The sequence below is a fragment of the Mycobacterium shunyiense genome (assembly GCF_058270035.1).
This window is the reverse complement of record NZ_JBZDPT010000044.1, coordinates 37,275-57,963: the sequence shown is the minus strand read 5'-3', so window position 1 is coordinate 57,963 and position 20,689 is coordinate 37,275. Positions and strand designations below refer to the sequence as shown.

21 protein-coding genes are annotated in these 20,689 nt (G+C 67.3%); 11 read left to right on the top strand and 10 right to left on the bottom strand.

Going from position 1 to position 20,689, the window contains the following annotated elements; genetic code table 11:
- From AC4ELS_RS25130 to AC4ELS_RS25115, 4 genes are all read right to left on the bottom strand, one after another.
- Positions 1-1,620, bottom strand: coding sequence for an ABC transporter permease (locus AC4ELS_RS25130; protein ID WP_448448489.1), 1,620 nt, complete (start codon positions 1,618-1,620; stop codon positions 1-3).
- Positions 1,617-2,510, bottom strand: a complete 894-nt coding sequence (locus AC4ELS_RS25125) for an ABC transporter ATP-binding protein (protein WP_064960409.1) — start codon at positions 2,508-2,510, stop codon at positions 1,617-1,619. The genes AC4ELS_RS25130 and AC4ELS_RS25125 overlap by 4 nt, the downstream gene beginning before the upstream one ends.
- On the bottom strand, positions 2,507-3,202 hold the full coding sequence (locus AC4ELS_RS25120; RefSeq protein ID WP_064886264.1) for a TetR/AcrR family transcriptional regulator: 696 nt from the start codon (positions 3,200-3,202) through the stop codon (positions 2,507-2,509). Before AC4ELS_RS25120 ends, AC4ELS_RS25125 begins: the two co-directional genes overlap by 4 nt.
- 198 nt (positions 3,203-3,400) lie before the next feature.
- On the bottom strand, positions 3,401-4,045 hold the full coding sequence (locus AC4ELS_RS25115) for an O-methyltransferase (RefSeq protein WP_064960407.1): 645 nt from the start codon (positions 4,043-4,045) through the stop codon (positions 3,401-3,403).
- A 174-nt stretch (positions 4,046-4,219) separates the two neighbouring features.
- Here AC4ELS_RS25115 and sigE point away from each other — a divergent pair, with 174 nt between their 5' ends.
- The 4 genes from sigE to tatB all read left to right on the top strand — a co-directional run bounded on the left by sigE (position 4,220) and on the right by tatB (position 7,457).
- A complete protein-coding gene (gene sigE / locus AC4ELS_RS25110) occupies positions 4,220-4,999 on the top strand; it encodes an RNA polymerase sigma factor SigE (RefSeq protein WP_055116450.1) in 780 nt (259 codons plus the stop codon).
- Between the two features lie 77 nt (positions 5,000-5,076).
- Positions 5,077-5,475, top strand: a complete 399-nt coding sequence (rseA, locus tag AC4ELS_RS25105) for an anti-sigma E factor RseA (RefSeq protein WP_054602999.1) — start codon at positions 5,077-5,079, stop codon at positions 5,473-5,475.
- Positions 5,476-5,553: 78 nt separating this feature from the next.
- Positions 5,554-7,050, top strand: coding sequence for a serine protease HtrA (htrA, locus tag AC4ELS_RS25100; RefSeq protein ID WP_499049711.1), 1,497 nt, complete (start codon positions 5,554-5,556; stop codon positions 7,048-7,050).
- A 2-nt stretch (positions 7,051-7,052) separates the two neighbouring features.
- On the top strand, positions 7,053-7,457 hold the full coding sequence (tatB, locus tag AC4ELS_RS25095) for a Sec-independent protein translocase protein TatB (protein ID WP_064886708.1): 405 nt from the start codon (positions 7,053-7,055) through the stop codon (positions 7,455-7,457).
- On the opposite strand, the gene AC4ELS_RS25090 is transcribed toward tatB, so the two are convergent.
- The 4 genes from AC4ELS_RS25090 to AC4ELS_RS25075 all read right to left on the bottom strand — a co-directional run bounded on the left by AC4ELS_RS25090 (position 7,454) and on the right by AC4ELS_RS25075 (position 11,916).
- Positions 7,454-8,596: an Mrp/NBP35 family ATP-binding protein gene (locus AC4ELS_RS25090; protein WP_064886715.1), complete on the bottom strand. Its 1,143-nt coding sequence runs from the start codon at positions 8,594-8,596 to the stop codon at positions 7,454-7,456. The two genes, tatB and AC4ELS_RS25090, sit on opposite strands and share 4 nt — an antisense overlap.
- A gap of 49 nt (positions 8,597-8,645) precedes the next feature.
- Complete coding sequence (locus AC4ELS_RS25085) at positions 8,646-9,929, bottom strand: lytic transglycosylase domain-containing protein (protein ID WP_064886714.1); 1,284 nt, start codon at positions 9,927-9,929, stop codon at positions 8,646-8,648.
- A 158-nt stretch (positions 9,930-10,087) separates the two neighbouring features.
- Positions 10,088-10,633 carry a DUF1003 domain-containing protein gene (locus tag AC4ELS_RS25080; protein WP_064886707.1) on the bottom strand — a complete coding sequence of 182 codons (546 nt, stop codon included), beginning with the start codon at positions 10,631-10,633 and terminating at the stop codon, positions 10,088-10,090.
- Positions 10,630-11,916, bottom strand: coding sequence for a magnesium transporter MgtE N-terminal domain-containing protein (locus tag AC4ELS_RS25075; protein WP_055116441.1), 1,287 nt, complete (start codon positions 11,914-11,916; stop codon positions 10,630-10,632). The genes AC4ELS_RS25080 and AC4ELS_RS25075 overlap by 4 nt, the downstream gene beginning before the upstream one ends.
- Positions 11,917-11,941: 25 nt before the next feature.
- Here AC4ELS_RS25075 and AC4ELS_RS25070 point away from each other — a divergent pair, with 25 nt between their 5' ends.
- Positions 11,942-12,907, top strand: a complete 966-nt coding sequence (locus AC4ELS_RS25070; RefSeq protein ID WP_499049708.1) for an HpcH/HpaI aldolase/citrate lyase family protein — start codon at positions 11,942-11,944, stop codon at positions 12,905-12,907.
- Between the two features lie 46 nt (positions 12,908-12,953).
- Here the strand turns inward: AC4ELS_RS25070 and AC4ELS_RS25065 are convergent, their stop codons facing one another.
- Positions 12,954-13,709 (bottom strand): DUF4190 domain-containing protein, encoded by a 756-nt coding sequence (locus AC4ELS_RS25065; RefSeq protein ID WP_499049706.1) that lies wholly within the window; start codon positions 13,707-13,709, stop codon positions 12,954-12,956.
- Between the two features lie 127 nt (positions 13,710-13,836).
- Here AC4ELS_RS25065 and AC4ELS_RS25060 point away from each other — a divergent pair, with 127 nt between their 5' ends.
- The 6 genes from AC4ELS_RS25060 (at position 13,837) to AC4ELS_RS25035 (ending at position 19,574) form a co-directional block, all read left to right on the top strand.
- The gene (locus tag AC4ELS_RS25060) at positions 13,837-14,343 is read left to right on the top strand and encodes a YflT domain-containing protein (protein WP_064886704.1); all 507 of its coding nucleotides are present in this window, start codon (positions 13,837-13,839) and stop codon (positions 14,341-14,343) included.
- 181 nt (positions 14,344-14,524) lie between these two features.
- Complete coding sequence (locus tag AC4ELS_RS25055) at positions 14,525-15,922, top strand: ABC transporter substrate-binding protein (RefSeq protein ID WP_448448484.1); 1,398 nt, start codon at positions 14,525-14,527, stop codon at positions 15,920-15,922.
- On the top strand, positions 15,919-16,821 hold the full coding sequence (locus tag AC4ELS_RS25050; RefSeq protein WP_064960404.1) for a carbohydrate ABC transporter permease: 903 nt from the start codon (positions 15,919-15,921) through the stop codon (positions 16,819-16,821). The genes AC4ELS_RS25055 and AC4ELS_RS25050 overlap by 4 nt, the downstream gene beginning before the upstream one ends.
- Positions 16,822-16,832: 11 nt before the next feature.
- The gene (locus tag AC4ELS_RS25045) at positions 16,833-17,657 is read left to right on the top strand and encodes an ABC transporter permease subunit (protein ID WP_448448516.1); all 825 of its coding nucleotides are present in this window, start codon (positions 16,833-16,835) and stop codon (positions 17,655-17,657) included.
- Between the two features lie 4 nt (positions 17,658-17,661).
- Positions 17,662-18,966 (top strand): ABC transporter ATP-binding protein, encoded by a 1,305-nt coding sequence (locus AC4ELS_RS25040; protein WP_499049704.1) that lies wholly within the window; start codon positions 17,662-17,664, stop codon positions 18,964-18,966.
- Positions 18,963-19,574 carry a suppressor of fused domain protein gene (locus tag AC4ELS_RS25035; protein WP_064886699.1) on the top strand — a complete coding sequence of 204 codons (612 nt, stop codon included), beginning with the start codon at positions 18,963-18,965 and terminating at the stop codon, positions 19,572-19,574. The genes AC4ELS_RS25040 and AC4ELS_RS25035 overlap by 4 nt, the downstream gene beginning before the upstream one ends.
- On the opposite strand, the gene corA is transcribed toward AC4ELS_RS25035, so the two are convergent.
- Complete coding sequence (corA, locus tag AC4ELS_RS25030) at positions 19,571-20,674, bottom strand: magnesium/cobalt transporter CorA (RefSeq protein WP_064886698.1); 1,104 nt, start codon at positions 20,672-20,674, stop codon at positions 19,571-19,573. The two genes, AC4ELS_RS25035 and corA, sit on opposite strands and share 4 nt — an antisense overlap.
- Positions 20,675-20,689 lie beyond the last annotated feature (15 nt).

Sequence of the window (20,689 nt, the reverse complement as noted above, 5' to 3'; positions counted from 1 at the left end):
TCACACCGCGTCGCGGTTGCGATAGATCAAGCCCGCGATGGCCGCCAGAACCGTTGCGGTGACGAGCATTACCACCAGGGCCATGGCCGGGAACTGGCTCGGCACGGTGGTCTGGCCGACCGGGGACAGCTCGATCAGCCAGCGCGGGAGCCGTAGCAGCGCCCCGAGGTACAACGCGGTGATCACGAAGGTGACTGCCAGCCAGGCGATCCAGGGCGAACGCAGAGCCACGGCCAGGGCCGCGACCGAGGCGAGCACCGCCAGCGCGGGGAGATAGGCCAGCGCGGCCAAGGTGAGGCGGATGATGGTGCCCGGCTCACCAAGAGTCAGCCCGGCACCGAGGCCGTTGCCCAGGCCGGCGCAGAACATCAGGATCCCCGACCCGGCCAGCGCGCAGCCGACCGCGCCCAACAGCCAGCGCCACCGTGACACCGCCCCGGCCAGAACCGGCTCGCCCAGTCCGTTCTGCTCGTCGGTGTACACCCGCAGCACCACTGATGAGACATACGCCGTGGCCGCCGCGGCCAGGAACTGAGTCATGGTGGTGTAGATGCCGTCGTTGCCCGTCGCGGACAGCAATCGGGCGATCAGCTCGTTGGTCTTGGCCGCGTCCATCAGAGCTTTCGTCATCGAGCCGAATACCAGCCCGGCCACGAACAGTCCCACTGCCCAGCCGATTGTCTGGCCGCGTTGCAGCGTCAGGTGCAGCCGCAGCGGGCCGGTGATGGCAGGGGCGTCGGGACGCTCACCCGTCGACGCGATAGTCCCCGCATCGTATTGACGACGGCTCTCCAGCACCGCGGCCACGGTCATCAATCCGACCGCCAGAATGACCAACAACCCGAACGGCCACCAGCGCAGATCGACGAACGGGCGCATCTGCTGCGCCCAGGCGATGGGGGAGAACCAGCTCAGGGTGCTGCCGGAGTTGTCGATGACGTCACCGGCCCCGCGCACCAGCGCGGCCACCGCCAGGGTCGCCATCGCTGCGCCCGACGCGGTGCGGGACTGGCGCCAGAGTTGGGCGGTCACGGCGGAGACCGCGCCGAACACCATCGCCACCCCCGTGATGCCCAGGCTCATGGCGGCGGTGTCGACGACGGCGAAACCGGTGGAGGCCATCGCCAGCGTCATCGTGAGTGCCAGCACCGCGTTGACTCCGCCGACCAGCGTCAGAGCCGCAGCCGTTCGGGCGTAGCGGCCCACCACGGAGGACAGCACCAGCTCTGCGCTGCCGTTCTCCTCCTCGGCGCGGGTATGACGAATCACGGTGAGAATGGCCAGGATCGAGGTGGCGATGGTCAGGGTGAGAGTCAGCTCGTTGGCCATCATCACGCCGAGGTCGGTTTCGTTCACGCCGAACATCGGGCCGCCCAGCATCATCCCGGCAGGTGTCTTCAGCAGGTTGACCCGGGCCAGGCGTTGTTCCTCTCCGGGGTAGGCCAGGCGAATTGCGTTGGGGGCGTACACCATCATCAAGCTGAGGGTGGCGACCCACACGCTCAGCCGGACCCGGTCCCGGCGTAGTGCCAACTTCAGCAGCGTGCCGATACCGGTGAACGGCGATGTGCCCGTGCTCGGCCGTCGGGCGGGCCGGGCCGGGCCGGTTGCGGTGGTCACCGGGTCGCCCCCTGGTACTCGCGCAGGAACATGTCCTCCAGCGACGCTGGTGTGACCGTCAGATCCTCGATGCCGAGGTCGGTCAGGTGCTCGAGGGTGAACTCAAGGTCGGCCCGGTCCACCGAGAAGGACACGGTGCCATCGTTACTCGCGAAGTCGTGCACATACGGGGTGTTCTGCAGTGCCCGGCCGTCGGAGCGGGTGCGGGCGCTGACCTTGGTGCGCATCAGGTGCCGTAGTTCGGCGAGGGTGCCGGAACGTACCGTGCGTCCGGACCGGATGATCGTCACGTTGTCGCAGAGCTTTTCGACCTCGGCCAGGATATGGCTCGACAGCAGGACCGCGGCACCCTGCCCGGCCACCTCGGCTACACACTGCTGAAATGCCCGTTCCATCAACGGGTCCAGCCCGGACGTCGGCTCGTCGAGAATGTAGAGGTCGGAGTGGCAGCTGAACGCCGCCACGATGGCGACCTTCTGCCGGTTGCCCTTGGAGTAGGTGCGGGCCTTCTTGTGCGGGTCCAGTTCGAACCGTTCGATCAGTTCGTCGCGTCTGCGGGTGTCGCTGCCGTTCCCGCGCAGCCGGCACAGGAAATCGATGGCCTGCATGCCGGTCAGGTTGGGCCACAGGGTGACATCGCCGGGGACGTAGGCGATGCGGCGGTGCAGTGCGACCGCGTCGCGCCACGGGTCGCCGCCCAGGAGTCGCACGGTGCCCCCGTCGGCGCGGAGCAGGCCCAGCAACACCCGGATCGTGGTGGACTTACCGGCTCCGTTGGGCCCGAGGAATCCGGTGACGTCGCCAGGAGACACGCTCAGATTCAGCCCATCGAGTGCCTTGGTGTGTCCGAAAGACTTTGACAGTCCGCGGATTTCGACGGAGTGGTTCACGCTGGCTCCTTCTTGTCGGTGGTCGTGGCGGTGTCGTCGGTGCCGGAACTGAACGGGATGCCTTGTTCGCGCTGGTGCAGGAATGCGTCGTACATCGTCGAGTCGGTCATCAGACCGTCGGTGTAGAGCTCGAGGGCCGGCAGCATCATGTCCTCGCCGTAATCCCGCAGCACCCGGCGCAGATCCGTTGGGTCGTCGTGCATCTGCAGGTACAGCAGAAATCCGCCGCCGCTGCAGATCGCCATGAAGCGGGCGCGCGCTTTCGGGTCGCGGCTGGGTTTGAGCACTCCGGTCCGCACGCCTTCTTCGAGGTACTGCTCGGCGTTGTCGACCATGGTGCGCCAGAACGTCTTCGCCAAGTCACTCCCGGACTGCATGCTGCGGACGAGGTAGGCCATCAGCGGCGCGTAGGACTCGATCTCCGACATCTGGGCCATCCAGGTGGCGGGGTCGCCGTTCTGCAGTGACTCGGTCTTGGCCTCGCGCACCACCTCGGCGACATAGGCGTCGCACGCCTTGCGTAGCCCTTCCTTCGAACCGAAGTGGTGGATCACCAGGGCGGCGCTGACGCCCGCGGCCTCGGCGATGGTGCGCAGTCCCACGCTGAATCCGTGTTGCCCGTACTGCTCGATCGCGGCGTCGCGGATCCGGGCCACTGCTGTTCGATCATCTCGATCGTCGACTGAACGCATGTTCAATACGCTAAACGCGCGTTCAGCGCTCGGTCAAGGGGGTGGCCCGTCAGGAATCCGTAAAGAAAGAGTTCGGCGCGGGACAGCGCTCCGTGCCGAGCAGACGCGCAGGTACCCGAAAAACCCGGGCAGCGGGTACTTGCGCGTCTGCTCAGCCGGAAGCGACCGGGGTGAGGTCAGGAAGAGGCGGGGAGAGAGTCAGTCGCGGGCGGCGGCGAGCAGACCGTCGCCCAACGGGATCAGCACCGGGGTGAGCCGTTCGTCCTCGGCGATCAGCCGGGCTGCTTCACGCACGGCAGCGACCTCGGCGTCGTTCGCCGAGGCATCGCCGGCCCGGCCGCCCAGCGCGGCCCGGTGCAGCACGATCGCGCCGCCGGAACGCAAAAGGCGCACACCTTCGGCCACGAACTGCGGCTGATCGATCGGCTCGGCGTCGATGAACACCAGGTCATAGGACTCGTCGGCCAAGCGGGTCAGCACCTCCTGGGCGCGACCGCTGATCAGACGGGTACGTCCCGGGCCGACTCCGGCCTCGTTGAACCCCTGCTTGGCGATTCGTTGGTGCTCGGGCTCGACGTCGATGGTGGTCAGCACGCCGTCGTCGCTCATGCCGGACAACAGCCACAACCCGCTCACGCCGGCACCGGTGCCGACCTCGACGACCGCCCGGCCTCCGGTGAGCCGCGCGAGCACGCTCAGCAACGCTCCGACGGCCGGGGTCACCGCACCCGCGCCGAGTTCTTCGGCCCGCTCACGCGCGGCCGCGACGATCTCGTCTTCGGAGATCGACCGTTCGGCATGCGTGACGATCGCTTCGGCGCGACCGGGGTTGGAGCTGACCATGCCCGCAGCGTAGGCCAGAGGCCGGGGGCACCGTCGCGACACGCCCGTGGGTGGTAGGTATCACCACTGAAAATTCGCTGGTCTGCGCAGGTAACCGGACGTATCGTCGGCTTTCTCAGGGAAAGTTCAGATTGCTCATATGCCCGCCACACCGGGATCAGGAACGGTATCCGCATGGAACACGGCGCCCGCTGGCGCACTGCCCAGCACAACCAGGACAGCAATCGGAATAGCGAAGTCATCAGTCGTGTTGAGCTGAGTGAAAACTGTGATCAGGAGGATCCGACGAGCGCGAACGCTGTTACCTCGAACCCCGCCACCCAGGCCGCCCCGGTGACCATGGCCCACCTGGAGCAATTCACCGCAGGCGAATGGGTGGAGCCGTCTGATGAGTTGACCGGCACCGCCGTGTTCGACGCCACCGGCGATCAGGCTGCCATGCCGTCATGGGACGAGCTGGTGCGTCAACACGCGGACCGGGTATACCGGCTGGCCTATCGCCTCTCGGGTAACCAGCACGATGCCGAGGACCTGACCCAGGAGACGTTCATCCGGGTGTTCCGCTCCGTGCAGAACTACCAGCCGGGAACGTTCGAGGGGTGGTTGCACCGCATCACCACCAACCTGTTCCTGGACATGGTCCGCCGGCGCGGCCGCATCCGCATGGAAGCGCTGCCCGAGGACTACGACCGAGTCCCCGCAGACGACCCGAACCCTGAGCAGATCTACCACGACTCGCGGTTGGGAGCCGATCTTCAGGCCGCTCTGGACTCGCTGGCCCCGGAGTTCCGCGCCGCCGTGGTGCTGTGCGACATCGAGGGTCTGTCCTACGAAGAAATCGGCGCCACGCTGGGCGTGAAGCTCGGTACCGTCCGCAGCCGCATTCACCGCGGTCGGCAGGCCTTGCGCGAGTACCTGGCGAAGCACTCGCCGGAAACCGCCAAATCCGCCTAGTGGTGGTTGGTGTTCGGCGCGCCCGGTCGCGCTACATTCGGGTCAGGACATTTGGTCATGGCGGGAGGAGCTGGGCGATGGTCGACCCGGGACACGTGTTCCGTCGCGCATTCTCCTGGTTGCCTGCGCAGTTCGCCTCCCAGAGCGATGCACCGGTAGGTGCACCTCGACAGTTCGGTTCCACCGAACACCTGTCGACCGAGGCCATCGCGGCCTTCGTCGACGGTGAGCTGAGGATGAGTGCGCATCTGCGGGCCGCGCACCACCTGTCCCTGTGCCCGGACTGCGCGGCCGAGGTCGATGCCCAGGGTCAGGCCCGGGCCGCATTGCGAGATTCCTGTCCGATAGCCATTCCGAATTCCCTGTTGGGACTGTTGTCGCAGATTCCGCACCACAGTCCGCAGCCCCCGGCTGACGTCGACGAACAGCCTCAGTTTGCTGATGACCCGACGCGGAGTCGGCGTAAGCGCCGGTAGGCTGGACCACAAGGCGATCAGTGACCGGCGTCGGCCTATCTGGCTGGGGCGGGCGCTCCGATAGAGAGTGATACACCGGTGACCAATCAGGACCAGTCCGACGAGAGCGGCCGTCTGGAACCGCGCCCTGTCGAGCGGCCACCCGTCGACCAGTTGTCGCAGCGCACGTTCGGCCGTCCCGCCGGTGTGGACGGCTCGTTCCTCGGTGCAGAGAAGTACCAGGACCAGGGCGAGTACGCTCCCAAGGACCTCCCGCCGGATCCCGTGCTGGCCGAGGCCTTCAGTCGACCCTCCGCCGGCGGTGACTCGCTGCAGCGGCACCCCACCGACGCCGGGGCACTCGAGGCCGAGCGGACCGCAGGTGAAGACGACTTCGACGACCCATGGCGCAACCCGAGCGCCGTCCCGGCGCTGGGCACGCCCGCGCAGGCACCGGCCGCTCCGGTGATCGTGCCTGCGCCGATCGGCAAGCTGGGTGCCCGCGAAGTGCTGTTCGGCGGCCGCGTGTCGTGGCTCGCGCTGGTCGTGTTGCTCCTGATCACGCTCATGGTCGGCGCGATCGGTGGCTGGGTCGGGCAGAAGACCGCAGGTACCGTGCAGGCCTTCACCACCTCGAAGGTGACGCTGGAGACCGGTGACCTGCCGTCCCCGGACGCCGGCCGGTTCGCCACGGTGGCCGCAGCGGTCGAGGACTCGGTGGTGACCATCGAGGCCAAGAGCAAGACCGAGGGCTCGCAGGGTTCCGGCGTCGTGGTCGACGGCAAGGGCTACATCGTCACCAACAACCACGTGATCTCCGATGCGGCGAGCAAGCCCGCCGACTACCAGATCACCGTGGTCTTCAACGACGGCAAGGAAGTGCCGGCCAACCTGGTCGGTCGCGACCCCAAGACCGACCTGGCGGTACTCAAGGTCGACAACGTCGACAATCTCGTCGTGGCGCGGATGGGCGATTCCGAGAAGGTGCGCGTCGGTGAGGAAGTCATCGCGGCGGGCGCCCCGCTGGGTCTGCGCAGCACGGTCACCCACGGCATCATCAGCGCGCTGCACCGGCCGGTGCCCCTGTCGGGCGAAGGTTCGGACACCGACACGGTGATCGACGGCCTTCAGACCGATGCCTCCATCAACCACGGCAACTCCGGTGGCCCGCTGATCAACATGTCCTCCGAGGTGATCGGCATCAACACGGCCGGAAAGTCCTTGTCGGACAGCGCCAGTGGCCTCGGTTTCGCCATCCCGGTCAACGAGGTCAAGCAGGTCGTCGAGAACCTGATCAAGGACGGCAAGGTCGCGCATCCGACGCTGCTGCTCAGCGCCGTCACGGTGAGCAACAGCGTGGCCTCCGGTGCGCAGGTCCGCAACGTCAACGCCGGTGGCCCGGCCGACAAGGCCGGCATTCTGGAGAACGACGTGGTGGTGAAGGTCGGGGACCGCAAGGTTGCCGACGCCGACGAGATGGTGGTCGCGGTGCGTCAGCTCCACATCGGGCAGGAGGCCCCGATCGAGGTGCTCCGCGACGGTCGGCCCATGACCTTCATGGTCACGCCGATCGGCGACGATCAAAAAGCGCAGTAGCGATGTTCGCGAACATCGGATGGGGGGAGATGCTGGTCCTGGTGATCGCCGGTCTGGTGATCCTGGGGCCTGAGCGCCTGCCCGGTGCCATCCGGTGGACCTCCGGCGCTCTGCGTCAGGCACGCGACTATGTCAGCGGTGCCACCAGCCAGCTGCGCGAAGACCTGGGCCCGGAGTTCGACGATCTGCGGCAGCCCCTGGCCGAGTTGCAGAAGCTGCGCGGCATGACGCCGCGGGCCGCGCTCACCAAGCATCTGCTCGACGGCGACGACTCGTTCCTCACCGGGGCGTTCGACGACAGTAAGAATCAGCAGCCGTCGGTCCCGGGCGACAAGCCGGCCGGTGAGATCGACAGCAAGCCGGTAGACAAGGCGGCCGGCACGACGTTCGACCCCGACGCCACCTAGCGGCGCGCGGTATCCAGACCCAGCGACATCCCGGCCAGGCCCCGCTTGCGGGCCGACAGTCCGTCGGCGATCTTGCGCAGCTCGGCACCGGCCGCTGATTCGGGCGCCGACAGGACGAGCGGAACTCCGGAGTCCCCGGCTGCCACGAGCGCCGGGTCCAGCGGGACCTGGCCCAGCAGCGGGACCTCGGCGCCGACCGAGCGGGTGAGCGACTCCGCGACCTGACGGCCGCCGCCCTCACCGAACAGCTGCATGACGGTGCCGTCGGGCATCTGCAGACCGGACATGTTCTCGACCACGCCGGCGATGCGCTGACGGGTCTGCAGGGCGATCGCGCCGGCGCGCTCGGCCACCTCGGCGGCAGCCATCTGCGGAGTGGTCACCACCAGGATCTCCGCGCCGGGGATCAACTGGGCCACCGAGATGGCGATATCGCCGGTGCCGGGCGGCAGATCGAGCAGCAGCACGTCCAGATCGCCCCAGTAGACGTCGGCCAGGAACTGTTGCAGGGCCCGGTGCAGCATCGGCCCGCGCCACACCACGGGCGTGTTGCCCTGTGTGAACATGGCGATCGAGATGACCTTCACGTCGTGGGCGATCGGCGGCAGGATCATCGAGTCGACCTGGGTGGGCCGGTCGTTGGTGCCCATCATGCGCGGTACCGAATGGCCGTAGATGTCGGCATCCAGCAGACCGACGGACAGACCGCGGGCGGCCATCGCCGCGGCCAGGTTGACCGTCACGCTGGACTTGCCCACGCCGCCCTTCCCGGAGGCGACCGCGTAGACCCGGGTCAGGGAGTTGGGCTGGGCGAAGGGGATCACCGGTTCGCGGGAATCGCCACGCAGCAGCGTGCGCAGTTCGGCGCGCTGCTCGTCGTTCATCACGTCCAGGCTCACCTTGACCGCGCCGGTGCCCGGCACATCGGTGGCAGCGGCCGTCACGAGGTCGGCGATCTCGGTCTTCTTCGGGCAGGCCGCGGTGGTCAGGTAGATCTCGACGTGGACGCCGTGGTCGGCATCGATCGAGATGTTCTTGACCATGCCGAGTTCGGTGATCGGCTTCCGCAATTCGGGGTCGATCACCTTGGCCAGCGCAGCGCGAACTGCGGATTGCAGCTCAGTGGCAGATTCGGACATCACCGCTGAGTCTACGGCGGCGGCACCGCGACCTGGATTCAGGCCAGCATCAGGCCGGACCCGGTGCCGGTCCCGGCGCGGGTCCGGGTGCCGGCCCGACAAGTGCCGGTGCGGCAGGCGCGGCCTCGATCGGTGGGCCGACCGGCGCGCCAGGCAACGGTCCCGGCGGGGGCGCCAGCTGTGGAGCGGGGACCGGCCCCGGTCCTGGAGCGGGGGGCGGCCCCAGCGGCGGCGCCGGAGCCGGCGGGGGAGCCTGCTCGCCCAGGCAGAACACCACGCATGCGGGCTGGCGCGGCTGCTCCCAGGGCGGGACCCACGGCGGCGGAGCGGCGGGCGTCTCGGACGGGATGGCCTGGGCCGGGCCGGGCAGCGGGCCGAGCACCTGCCCGGGCGCGAATCCCGGGACGTTCTGTGTGCCGGTCTCATTGCGGTTGAGCAGCGGGATCAGAGCCAGCGGATCGCCAGCGGGCAGCCCGGTGGCATCGGCCGGCAGGCCCGGTCCGAGGCCCTCGGGATTGTCCAGATGCGAATCACCGATCGGCGGAATGGACCCGGTGATCTCCGGCAGGTCGACCGGCACCACGCCCGTGGCATACGCGGCGGCCCAGCCCAACACGTTGCGGGCGTAGGCCACCGAGTTGTTGTACCGGAGGATGGCGGTCATGACCTGGGACTGTTCCCGCAGGTTGAGCCCGCCGCTGCACAGGTAGCGGGCGGCGGCCAGCGCCGAATCGAACACGTTCTGCACGTCGGCCTTGCCGTCACCGTCCCCGTCGGAGGCATAGCGGGCCCAGGTTCCGGGCAGGAACTGCATCGGCCCCATCGCCCGGACATAGGAGATCCGCCCGGCCTGAGCGCTCTGGACGATGATCTCGTTGCCCGGCAGGGTGCCGTCGAGGGCGGGACCGTAGATCGGCCGCACCGCGGTGCCGCGGGCATCGGTGGCGCCGCCGTTGGCGTGCCCCGACTCGATCCGGCCGATGCCGGCCAGCAGGTTCCAGCTGATCCCGCAACCGGGGTAGGCCGCGGCCATCATCCGTTCGGCATTGCGGTACGCCTTCAGTGACGTGCCCGGAATGCCAAGGGCGCCAGGGGTATTGACGACGAAAGCGGGCGGGGGAGCCGAGATCGTGGTCATCGCCTTGATGCGGAAGTTCGTGGGGGGCCTGGCCGCGGCGACCACCGCGGGGCCCGAGCGGTCGATCTGCGGCTGCACCGCGGCCAGCGGCGTGACCGCGGTATCGGACATGTCGACGTCAGATGCGGAAGACCCGGCACCGGCGACCAGAACGATGGGAGCCAGGACGGCGACGCCGAGCACAGGTGAGCGCATGAGCTGGCTCATACGGCGCCGAGCGGTCTCGAACACCGCTCCTCCCCCTACGCGCAATTGCCTGTCCTTAGGTCAGCTTTGGCCAAATACCATGTTGTGAACCAAGTCACCATACATAGTCCCGGTTTCCGTTGTTACGACAATGGTCGACAGCGAGATCAACCACCGCGTTTGGACCGGCGTTCACCCCCGTCGGATTTGCTCGGGTTCGCCCGGTCGCCGTCGGCGGGCAAGGTGATCTCGGTGATCAGGTCACGCAGTTCTTCCAACTCGCGGCGCAGGTAGTCGCGGGTGGCAACCTCGCCGACCGCCAACCGCAGCGACGCCAGTTCCCTGGCCAGGTACTCGGTGTCGGCCTTGGTCTGTTCGGCCCGGCGCCGGTCTTCCTCGAGGGAGACCCGGTCCCGGTTCTCCTGCCGGTTCTGGGCCAGCAGGATGAGCGGGGCGGCATACGCGGCCTGAGTCGAGAACGCCAGGTTGAGCAGGATGAACGGGTACGGGTCCCATTGGAAGGTGAAGACGCCGATGTTGAGGGCGATCCAGACCAGCACCACGATGGTCTGAATGGCCAGGTAGCGCCCGGTGCCGAGGAAACGCGCGATCGACTCGCTGAACGCGCCCACCGCCTCGATGTCGACGTGCAGCCCGAAGCCGCGGGTCGCGCGCGGGGTGTCCAGCCGCTGACGCGCCGAGGTTTCGCTCATGAGCCCGCCACCGGGAGCTCAGGCTCGTCACGTTCACGCCAGTCGTCGGGCAGCATGTGGTCGAGCACGTCGTCGACCGACACCGCCCCCAAGAGGTGGTTCTCCTCATCGACGACGGGGCCGCACACCAGGTTGTACGCGGCGAAGTAGCGGGTCACCGCGGCCAGTGAATCGGCCGGGCTCAGGCTGGGCAAATCCGTATCGGCGATACCGCTGACCAGGGCCGCCGGCGGTTCTCGTAGCAACCGTTGCAGGTGGACGCAGCCCAGGTACTGCCCGGTTGGGGTGGCGCTGGGTGGCCGCGTGACGAAGACCATCGAGGCCAGGGCCGGCGTGAGATCGGGGTCGCGGATTCGCGCCAACGCCTCGGCGACGGTGGTGTCGGGCGCCAGGACCACTGGTTCGCTGGTCATCAGACCACCTGCGGTGTCGGGTGAGTGGGCCAGCAGCCGTCGCACATCCTCGGAATCCTCGGGGTCCATCTTGCGCAGCAGGGTCTCGGCATCGGCCGGGGTCATCGAACCCAGCACGTCGGCGGCGTCGTCGGGGTCCATCGCCTCCAGGACGTCGGCGGCGCGTTCGGTGTTCAGCTGGCGCAGCACCGCGGCCTGCTCATCTTCGGGGAGCTCCTGCAACACGTCGGCCAGCCGCTCGTCGTCGAACGCCCGGTACAGCTCGTAGCGCCGCTTGGTCGGCAGTTCGCGGAGGGCCTCGGCCACCTCGATGGGTCGTTGTCCCTCGAACTGCTCGAGCAGCGAGGCCACCCCCTGGTCCGGCATCGCCAGGCCGGACGGCGTCAGGCCGTGCACGTTCTGCCACTCGACGACGTGGATGTTGGTGCGCCGGCCGAGGCGTCGTTGCGGACGCACCGCCACCCGGGTCACCACCCAGTCGCGGGTCCGGGTCTGCTCGATGCCCAGATCGACTACCACGACGTCGATTCCGGCCAGTTGCTCCAGATCGGGATCGTCGACCCGCACCCGGGTTTCGAGTACCTGGCCCAGAACCAGCACCTCGCCGGGGCGCTGCGCGAACCGGCGCAGCGACACGCTACCGGTGGCCAGCGTCACCGAACCGGGTTCGATCGCGGTGACCCGCAGAATCGGAACGAAAATCCTTCGTCGGGTGAGCAATTCGACCACCAGGCCGAGAACACGCGGCTGCTGCCGGACGATGCTGATGCTGATCACCACATCGCGGACACGGCCGATGGACTCCCCGTCGGGGCCCAGCACGACCATCCCCGCCAGCCGGGCCGCGTAGACCCTGTTCACCGCCGCCATGAGTCAAAGGGTAGAGACTGTGGTCGTGGAGAACACGTATCGACCCCGCAGAACCTGCCTCTCGGTTCCGGGCAGCAGCCTGAAGATGATCGAGAAGGCCAAAGCTCTGCCTGCTGACGAGGTGTTCCTCGATCTCGAGGACGCGGTCGCCCCCGAGGCCAAGGCGTCGGCCCGCGCACAGGTGGCGGCCGCACTGGCCGGTGACGGCTGGGCAGGCCAGCTGCGTGGGATACGGGTCAACGACTGGACCACCCCATGGACCTACGCCGACGTGATCGAGGTGGTGTCCACTGTGGCTTCAGCGGGGGCGTCCATCGATCTCATCGTGTTGCCCAAGGTGACCGAGGTGGCCCACGTGCAGGCGCTGGATCTGCTGCTCACTCAGCTGGAGGTCACCCATGGACTGGAACCCGGCCGGATCGGGATCGAGGCGCAGATCGAGAACGCACAGGGACTGACCAACGTCGACGCGATCGCAGCCGGCCCGCGGGTGTGCGCGCTGGTGCTGGGGCCTGGGGACATGGCCGCCAGCCTCAACATGCGCACTCTGGAGGTCGGCGGGCAGCCCGACGGGTACGACATCGGCGACGCCCATCACCACGTGCTGATGCGCATCCTGATCGCCGCGCGCAGCCGCGGGATCAACGCGATCGACGGGCCGTTTGTGAAGGTGCGCGACGTGGACGGGTTCCGCCGGGTGGCCGGCCGCTCAGCGGCACTGGGTTACGACGGCAAGTGGGTGCTGCACCCGGACCAGATCGAGGCGGGCAACGAGATCTTCAGTCCTCGCCAGGCCGATTACGATCACGCCGAGCTGATCCTGGACGCCTACGAGTGGCACACCTCGCAGGCCGGCGGGGCCAGGGGAGCGGTGATGCTCGGCGACGAGATGATCGACGAGGCCAGCCGCAAGATGGCTCTGGTGATCGCGGGCAAGGGGCGGGCAGCGGGGATGAACCGGCTGGCCGACCCCTTCCGGCCGCCGACTTAGGCCGGACCCTCCTGTGCTGCACCAGATTTGGTGCAGTGGGACGGGGCTATGAGCCGAGGGCGCTGCCGATGAAGAACAGCAGCCAGACGCCGTTGATCAGGGTGCCGAAGGCGCCGACAGCGATACCGGCGATCGCAAGGCCGCGGCCCGGTTGCTCGGCGTACGGGCCGTAACCGAATTGTCCGCTCTGCGGACCGTAGCCCAATTGTCCGTTCTGCGGACCGAAGCCCGGTGCACTCTGCTTGATCTGATTGAGCGCGACGATCCCGAGACCGATACCGACCAGGGCGGCGAGCAGTCCGACCCCGCAGGCGAAGAACATGATGAGCGACAGGACCGAGGCGACCAGCGATCCGATCGCCATGCTGTTGGTGGGGTTGGCCGGTGGCATCCCGTAACCACCTGGGTATCCCGGGTAGCCGGACACGCCGGCGGGGTAACCGCCGGGCGGTGCGAAATCCGGCGGTGCGTAACCCGGCGGTGCGTAACCCGGCGGTGGCGGTGGATATCCGGGCAGCGGCGGGGGATAGCCGGCACCACCCGGCATTGACGGCGGCAGCCCCGGCGGTGGCGGGTAGTCGTACGGAATGTCGGCGGGGTAGTCGATCGCAGGCGGATAAGGCGTGCCGGGATCGGGGGTCGGCGGCGCGAACTCGTACGACGGTTGCGCCGCGCCGGTATCCGGCCGATCCTGAGAGTGCTCGATCGAAGGTGCTTCGTAGCCGCTGGACGACAGTTCAGACGGTTGGGAACCGGGGTCGGATGGCGGCGTTTCGCCCGCGTTGCCGTCCGCGTTTGTCATGCTGATCAACCTAGCGCACGGACAATGGCGCCAAGGGGGGCGTGACTCCGGCACCAATTCCGGTGTGAGGGCGTTGCTGTAACGAGAGCAGCCGCCGAGCAGGCGGTGCGGAGGAGAGTGAAGTTCGATGACGAGCCCATTTCAGTCCGGTCAGACACCGGGTGCCGCGCCCACGGCGCGCGGTGCGCTGCCGACGCCGCCCAAAGGCTGGCCGATCGGCTCCTACCCGACGTACGCGGAGGCCCAGCGTGCCGTCGACTACCTGTCCGACCAAGAGTTCCCCGTGCAGCAGGTGACGATCGTCGGGGTGGATCTCATGCAGGTCGAGCGGGTCACGGGCCGGCTGAGCTGGCCCAAGGTGCTCGGCGGCGGTGTGTTGTCCGGCGCCTGGCTCGGCCTGTTCATCGGCCTGATCCTGGGCTTCTTCAGCCCCAACCCGTGGAGCGCACTGCTCACCGGTCTGGTCGCCGGCGTCTTCTTCGGCTTGATCACCTCGGCGATCCCGTACGCGATGGCTCGCGGCACAAGAGATTTCAGTTCGACGATGCAGCTGGTCGCGGGCCGCTATGACGTGCTGTGCGACCCGCAGGGTGCCGAGCAGGGCCGAGATCTGCTGGCCCGCTTGACGATCTGACCCGTCTCGCCACCAGTGCCGGGCCGCGGTGGCAAAGTTCCGCAGGTCACGATTGTGACGCGGCACGCCCGGCACTGTTGCACATAGCTCCGCATGGCTCTACGGTTTGCGCGCGGGAGCCGCTCCGGCGTCGTGGGGGCCGCTCCGGCGGCGAGAGATGACTCGGACGGGAGGCAGAGCGGTGCGCGCTCGGCGGCTATGTGCTGCGGCAGTGGCCGCGTTGACGACGGCCTCGGTGGTGTCGGCTTGTGGCAAAGGCGACGACGGGATCGTCATCAACTACTACACCCCGGCCAACGAGATGGCGACTTTCACCGCCGTGGCCAAACGCTGCAATGACGAACTCGGCGGCCGTTTCACCATCAAGCAGGTGAGTTTGCCGAAAGGTGCTGACGACCAACGGTTGCAGCTCGCCCGGCGGCTGACCGGCAACGACAAGACGCTCGACATCATGGCGCTCGACGTGGTCTGGACCGCCGAGTTCGCCGAGGCCGGCTGGGCCGTCCCATTGTCCGAGGATCCGGCAGGCGAAGCCGAGTCCGACGCGGAATCCAACACCCTGCCCGGACCGTTGGAGACGGCCCGCTGGCAAGGCAGGTTGTACGCCTCACCGATCACCACCAATACCCAATTGCTGTGGTACCGAGCCGATTTGATGGACGGACCGCCGTCCACCTGGGACGGCATGGTTTCGGAGGCGTCGCGACTGCACGCGGCGGGCAAGCCCAGTTGGATTGCGGTGCAGGCCAAGCAGTACGAGGGCCTGGTGGTGTGGTTCAACACCCTGCTGGCCAGTGCCGGCGGCCAGGTGCTCTCCGAGGACGGCAAGACCGTCACGCTGACCGACACCCCGGAACATCGCGCGGCGACGGTCAAGGCACTGCAGATCATCAAATCGGTTGCCACCGCGCCCGGCGCCGACCCGTCGGTCACCCAGACCGATGAGGGAACGGCCCGACTGGCTCTCGAACAGGGCAAGGCCGCGCTCGAGGTCAACTGGCCGTTCGTGCTGCCCTCACTGCTGGAGAACGCCGTCAAGGGTGGGGTGAACTTCCTTCCCCTCGACAAGCGTGCCGACCTGACCGGCGCCATCAACGATCTCGGCACCTTCGCGCCCACCGACGAACAGTTCGAGTCGGCCTACGAGGCGAGCAAAGACGTGTTCGGCTTCGCCAACTACCCGGGGGTGTCCGAGGGTGAGCCGGCAAAGGTGACCATCGGCGGGCTGAACCTCGCGGTGGCCAAGACCAGCCGGCACAAGGCCGAGGCCTTCGAAGCCATCCGCTGCCTGCGCAATGTCGAGAACCAGCGGTACACCTCGGTCGAAGGCGGTCTGCCCGCGGTGCGGGAGTCGCTGTACGACGATCCGGCGTTCCAGGCCAAGTACCCGCAGTACGCGATCATCCGCGAGCAGCTGACCAACGCCGCGGTGCGGCCCGCGACGCCGGTCTATCAGGCTGTGTCCACCCGCATTTCGGCCACCCTGGCCCCGATCACCGACATCGATCCGGAGCACACCGCCGATGAGCTGACCGAACAGGTGCAGAAGGCCATCGACGGCAAGGGGCTGATCCCGTGACTTCGGCGACGACCTCCACGACGGCCAACCGCGCCTCCGAACGCAAGCTGGCGTTTGCGCTGATCGCGCCCGCGGTGATCCTGATGATCGCGGTCACCGCGTATCCGATCGGTTACGCGGTGTGGCTGAGCCTGCAGCGCTACAACCTGGCCGCCCCCGACGACACCGCATTTGTCGGGTTCGCCAACTATCAGACCATCCTGACCGACCGGTACTGGTGGACCGCGTTCGTGGTGACCCTGGCGATCACTGTCGTCTCGGTGACGATCGAGTTCGTCCTCGGCATGGCACTGGCGCTGGTCATGCACCGCACCATCTTCGGCAAGGGCGTGGTGCGCACCGCGGTGTTGATCCCCTACGGGATCGTGACGGTGGCAGCCTCCTACAGCTGGTACTACGCCTGGACGCCGGGCACCGGCTATCTGGCCAACCTGCTGCCCGACGGCAGCGCTCCGTTGACCGAACAGTTGCCCTCGCTGGCGATCATCGTGCTGGCCGAAGTGTGGAAGACCACGCCGTTCATGGCGCTGCTGCTGCTGGCCGGGCTGGCGCTGGTGCCGCAGGATCTGCTCAACGCCGCCGAGGTCGACGGGGCCGGAGCGTGGACGCGGTTGGTGAGAATTATTCTGCCGCTGATCAAACCGGCCATCCTGGTCGCCCTGTTGTTCCGCACCCTGGACGCCTTCCGGATCTTCGACAACATCTATGTGTTGACCGGGGGAGCGAACAGCACCGGGTCGGTGTCGATCCTGGGGTATGACAACCTGTTCAAGGCGTTCAACCTCGGATTGGGTTCGGCCATCAGCGTATTGATCTTCCTGTCGGTGGCGGTCATCGCGTTCATCTTCATCAAGCTGTTCGGTGCGTCGGCGCCCGGTTCAGAGGCGGAAGGTCGCTAATGTCTGAGCGAGTGGGTGCGCGGCGCGCGACCGGGTGGACGGTCGTGAACATCCTGGTGGTGCTCTACGCGTTGATACCGGTCTTGTGGATTCTGTCGCTGTCGTTGAAGCCGACGTCGAGTGTCAAGGACGGCAAGCTGATTCCGTCGCAGATCACGTTCGACAACTACAAGGGCATCTTCACCGGGAACATCTTCACCTCGGCGTTGATCAACTCGATCGGCATCGGCTTGATCACCACGGTGATCGCGGTGACCATCGGCGGCATGGCGGCCTACGCGGTGGCCCGCCTGGACTTCCCCGGCAAGAAGCTGTTGGTGGGGGTCGCCCTGCTGATCGCGATGTTCCCGCAGATCTCGCTGGTGACCCCGATCTTCAACCTGTGGCGCAGTATCGGTCTGTTCGACACGTGGCCCGGGCTGATCATCCCCTACATCACCTTTGCGCTGCCGCTGGCGATCTACACGCTCTCGGCGTTCTTCCGGGAGATCCCTTGGGATCTGGAGAAGGCCGCGAAGATGGATGGGGCCACCCCGGCGCAGGCCTTCCGCAAGGTGATCGCTCCGTTGGCGGCTCCTGGCATCGTCACCGCGGCCATCCTGGTGTTCATCTTCGCGTGGAACGACCTGCTCTTGGCGCTGTCGTTGACCGCGACCGAGCGGGCGATCACCGCGCCGGTGGCGATCGCGAACTTCACCGGCAGTTCCCAGTTCGAGGAACCGACCGGGTCGATCGCGGCCGGTGCGATGGTCATCACGATCCCGATCATTATCTTTGTTCTCATCTTCCAGCGGCGGATCGTCGCTGGCCTGACATCCGGTGCGGTAAAGGGGTAATTGGATGGCCGAAATTGTGTTGGACCGGGTCACCAAGAGTTACCCCGACGGTGCGGGCGGCACGAGAGATGCCGTCAAAGAGTTCTCGATGACGATCGCCGACGGCGAGTTCATCATCCTGGTGGGACCGTCCGGGTGCGGTAAGTCCACCACGCTGAACATGATCGCAGGGCTTGAGGACATCTCGTCGGGCGAACTCCGGATCGGTGGCGAGCGGGTCAACGAGAAGGCGCCCAAGGACCGCGATATCGCGATGGTCTTCCAGTCCTATGCGCTCTACCCGCACATGACGGTGCGGCAGAACATCGCCTTCCCGCTGACCCTGGCCAAGCTCAAGAAGGACGAGATCGAGGCCAAGGTCGCCGAGACCGCCAAGATCCTGGACCTGACCGAGCTGCTCGACCGCAAGCCCGCACAGTTGTCGGGCGGGCAGCGTCAGCGGGTGGCGATGGGCCGGGCAATCGTGCGTCGTCCCAAGGCATTCCTGATGGATGAGCCGCTGAGCAACCTGGACGCCAAGCTGCGCGTGCAGATGCGCGCCGAGATCTCGCGACTGCAGAGCCGGCTGGGCACCACGACGGTCTACGTCACGCATGACCAGACCGAGGCGATGACCCTGGGCGATCGGGTTGTGGTGTTGCTGGCAGGCGAGATTCAGCAGATCGGCACGCCCGACGAGTTGTACAACAACCCGGCGAACCTGTTCGTGGCCGGCTTCATCGGATCACCGGCGATGAATTTCTTCCCGGCCACGTTCACCGACGTCGGGGTGCGGCTGCCGTTCGGCGACGTCACCCTGACCCAGCAGGTGCATGATCAGCTGGCGCGGCATCCCAAGCCCGACAACATCATCGTCGGGATCCGGCCCGAGCATCTGGAGGACGCTTCGTTGCTCGACGGGTACGCGCGGATCCGGGCCCTGAGCTTCCCGGTGCGCGCCGACATCGTCGAGTCGCTCGGTGCCGACAAGTACGTGCACTTCACGATCGAGGGTGCGGGCGCCGAGGCGGCACAGCTTGCCGAGTTGGCGGCGGATTCCGGCGCGGGTGCCAACGAGTTCGTCGCCCGGGTGTCTGCCGAGTCCACGGCCGCCGGTGGCCAGCAGATCCAATTGGCCTTCGACACATCGAAGTTGGCGATCTTCGACGCCGCGACCGGGGTGAACCTGACCCGTACCGAGCCCGCCGAGGAACCCGAGCCGGCCGAGGACACCGCGGAGACCGAGACCGGGCCCGACGAGACCGAGGAATCCGGGGCAGCCGCACCCGCCGAGTCGGCCGAGCCGGCCGGAGAACCGACAGCAGAGTGATCGACGTCCTGGCTGCCGTCCGCGCCCACGTGGGCGAATACTTCGGTGCGGCAGGCATTTCCGCGGAACCCGTCAGTGCCAGCGTGACGTTCCTGGGTACCGAGCGCATCGACGTCCTGCGGTTCGGCCCGGATCTGCGCTCTGGTGGAAGCGGACAGGATCTGTATCACTATGTGACGGTGGGCTGTTCGCGTCACCCGATGTTCGATCCGACCGAACTGGTCTCCGATCCGATCCACGGTCCCCGGGCCGAGGTGGTGCTCTCGCTCCGGGGTCCGACCCCGGGCGGGCTGGCCCGGTCACTGGCCGTCCTGGCTGCCGCACCCGCGGTGGAAGGCCTGGTGCTGGAGGCCGACGCGCTCATCGACCTGGAGACCCAGTTGTTCGACTCCGCACCGTTCAGCGCATTCCTGCTGGGCCCCAGCGATATCGGCGAGGTTCCTCTGGCCGAGCCGCTCTCGCCGGTGACCGTGCTCTCGGCCACGCCCATCACCGCCACCGAGGCAGCCTGGGTGCGCCTGAAGGGTGCGGACGCCATGCGGGAGGCGTGGCAGACCGATGGGGTGGACGTGCTGGATCCGACCAGACGGGCAGCGAGCCCCAGCTAGAGCCAGTCGTTGTGGCGGAACGTGCGATACAGCGCGAAGCAGATGAGGGCCATGGACAGGAGTACGGCGGGATAGCCCCAGGTCCACTGCAATTCGGGCATGTGCTCGAAGTTCATCCCGTAGATCCCGGCCATCGCGGTCGGCACCGCGGCGATCGCCACCCACGCGGAGATCTTGCGCATGTCCACGTTCTGCTGCATGGCGACCTTGCCGAGTGCGGCCTGCACCAGCGAGCTGAGCATCTCGTCGTAGCTCGTGACGCGATCGGAGGCCTGCACGTTGTGGTCGTGCACGTCGCGCATGTACCTGCGTACCTCGACCGAGATCAGGTCGTTGTGGTCGGTGAGAAGGCGGGCCAGGGCCAGGGTCAACGGGGCCACCGCACGGCGCATTTCGACGACTTCCCGCTTGAGCAGGTAGATGCTCTCGATGTTGGTGTGCGTGCCGGGGGAGAAGATGTCCTCCTCCATCGCGTCGATGTCGGTTTCCATCAGATCGGTCACGTCGAGGTAGCTGTCCACCACATGGTCGGCGATCGCGTGCATGACCGCGAATGGCCCGAGTTTCAGGGTGGCAGGCGAGGATTCGAGCCTCTTCCGCACGCCGGCCAGCCCGCCGTGCTCGCCGTGACGAACGGTGACGACGAAGTCCGGCCCGACGAAGATCATGATCTCGCCGGTCTCGACGATCTCGCGGGCCAGTGCCACGGATTCGTGCTCGACGTAGTTGATGGTCTTGAGTACCAGGAACAGGGTCTTGTCGTACCGCTCGAGCTTGGGGCGCTGGTGGGCGTGCACCGCGTCCTCGACGGCCAGCTCGTGCAGGCCGAAAACGTCTGCCACCGACTGCATCTGGAATTCGTCGGGTTCGTGCAGACCGATCCAGACGAATGCCTTCTGACCGGCGTTCTGCAACTCACGGACCTTGTTCAGAGCCGCGGCGTGGGTGTACTTGCCGGGTAACCGGTCACCGCCGCAGTAGACACCGCAATCGACCATCGCGCGGGCGACCGGAACGTGGATCGTCTTGGCGTCGGGGTCGGTGGGGCGGGTCCTTGCCGTCGAACGCAGGGCCGGTGGCAAGGCGCGGAATGAGGGCATGATCTGCGACCTTCC

Bases quoted from the DNA above. Each gene is read 5' to 3' on its own strand.
- sigE (WP_055116450.1), top strand. From the start codon at position 4,220: ATGGAACACGGCGCCCGCTGGCGCACTGCCCAGCACAACCAGGACAGC.
- AC4ELS_RS25065 (WP_499049706.1), bottom strand. From the start codon at position 13,709: ATGACAAACGCGGACGGCAACGCGGGCGAAACGCCGCCATCCGACCCC.
- AC4ELS_RS25115 (WP_064960407.1), bottom strand. From the start codon at position 4,045: ATGGTCAGCTCCAACCCCGGTCGCGCCGAAGCGATCGTCACGCATGCC.
- AC4ELS_RS25040 (WP_499049704.1), top strand. From the start codon at position 17,662: ATGGCCGAAATTGTGTTGGACCGGGTCACCAAGAGTTACCCCGACGGT.
- AC4ELS_RS25120 (WP_064886264.1), bottom strand. From the start codon at position 3,202: ATGCGTTCAGTCGACGATCGAGATGATCGAACAGCAGTGGCCCGGATC.
- AC4ELS_RS25075 (WP_055116441.1), bottom strand. From the start codon at position 11,916: ATGGCGGCGGTGAACAGGGTCTACGCGGCCCGGCTGGCGGGGATGGTC.
- corA (WP_064886698.1), bottom strand. From the start codon at position 20,674: ATGCCCTCATTCCGCGCCTTGCCACCGGCCCTGCGTTCGACGGCAAGG.
- tatB (WP_064886708.1), top strand. From the start codon at position 7,053: ATGTTCGCGAACATCGGATGGGGGGAGATGCTGGTCCTGGTGATCGCC.
- AC4ELS_RS25090 (WP_064886715.1), bottom strand. From the start codon at position 8,596: ATGTCCGAATCTGCCACTGAGCTGCAATCCGCAGTTCGCGCTGCGCTG.
- AC4ELS_RS25060 (WP_064886704.1), top strand. From the start codon at position 13,837: ATGACGAGCCCATTTCAGTCCGGTCAGACACCGGGTGCCGCGCCCACG.
- rseA (WP_054602999.1), top strand. From the start codon at position 5,077: ATGGTCGACCCGGGACACGTGTTCCGTCGCGCATTCTCCTGGTTGCCT.
- AC4ELS_RS25080 (WP_064886707.1), bottom strand. From the start codon at position 10,633: ATGAGCGAAACCTCGGCGCGTCAGCGGCTGGACACCCCGCGCGCGACC.
- AC4ELS_RS25085 (WP_064886714.1), bottom strand. From the start codon at position 9,929: ATGCGCTCACCTGTGCTCGGCGTCGCCGTCCTGGCTCCCATCGTTCTG.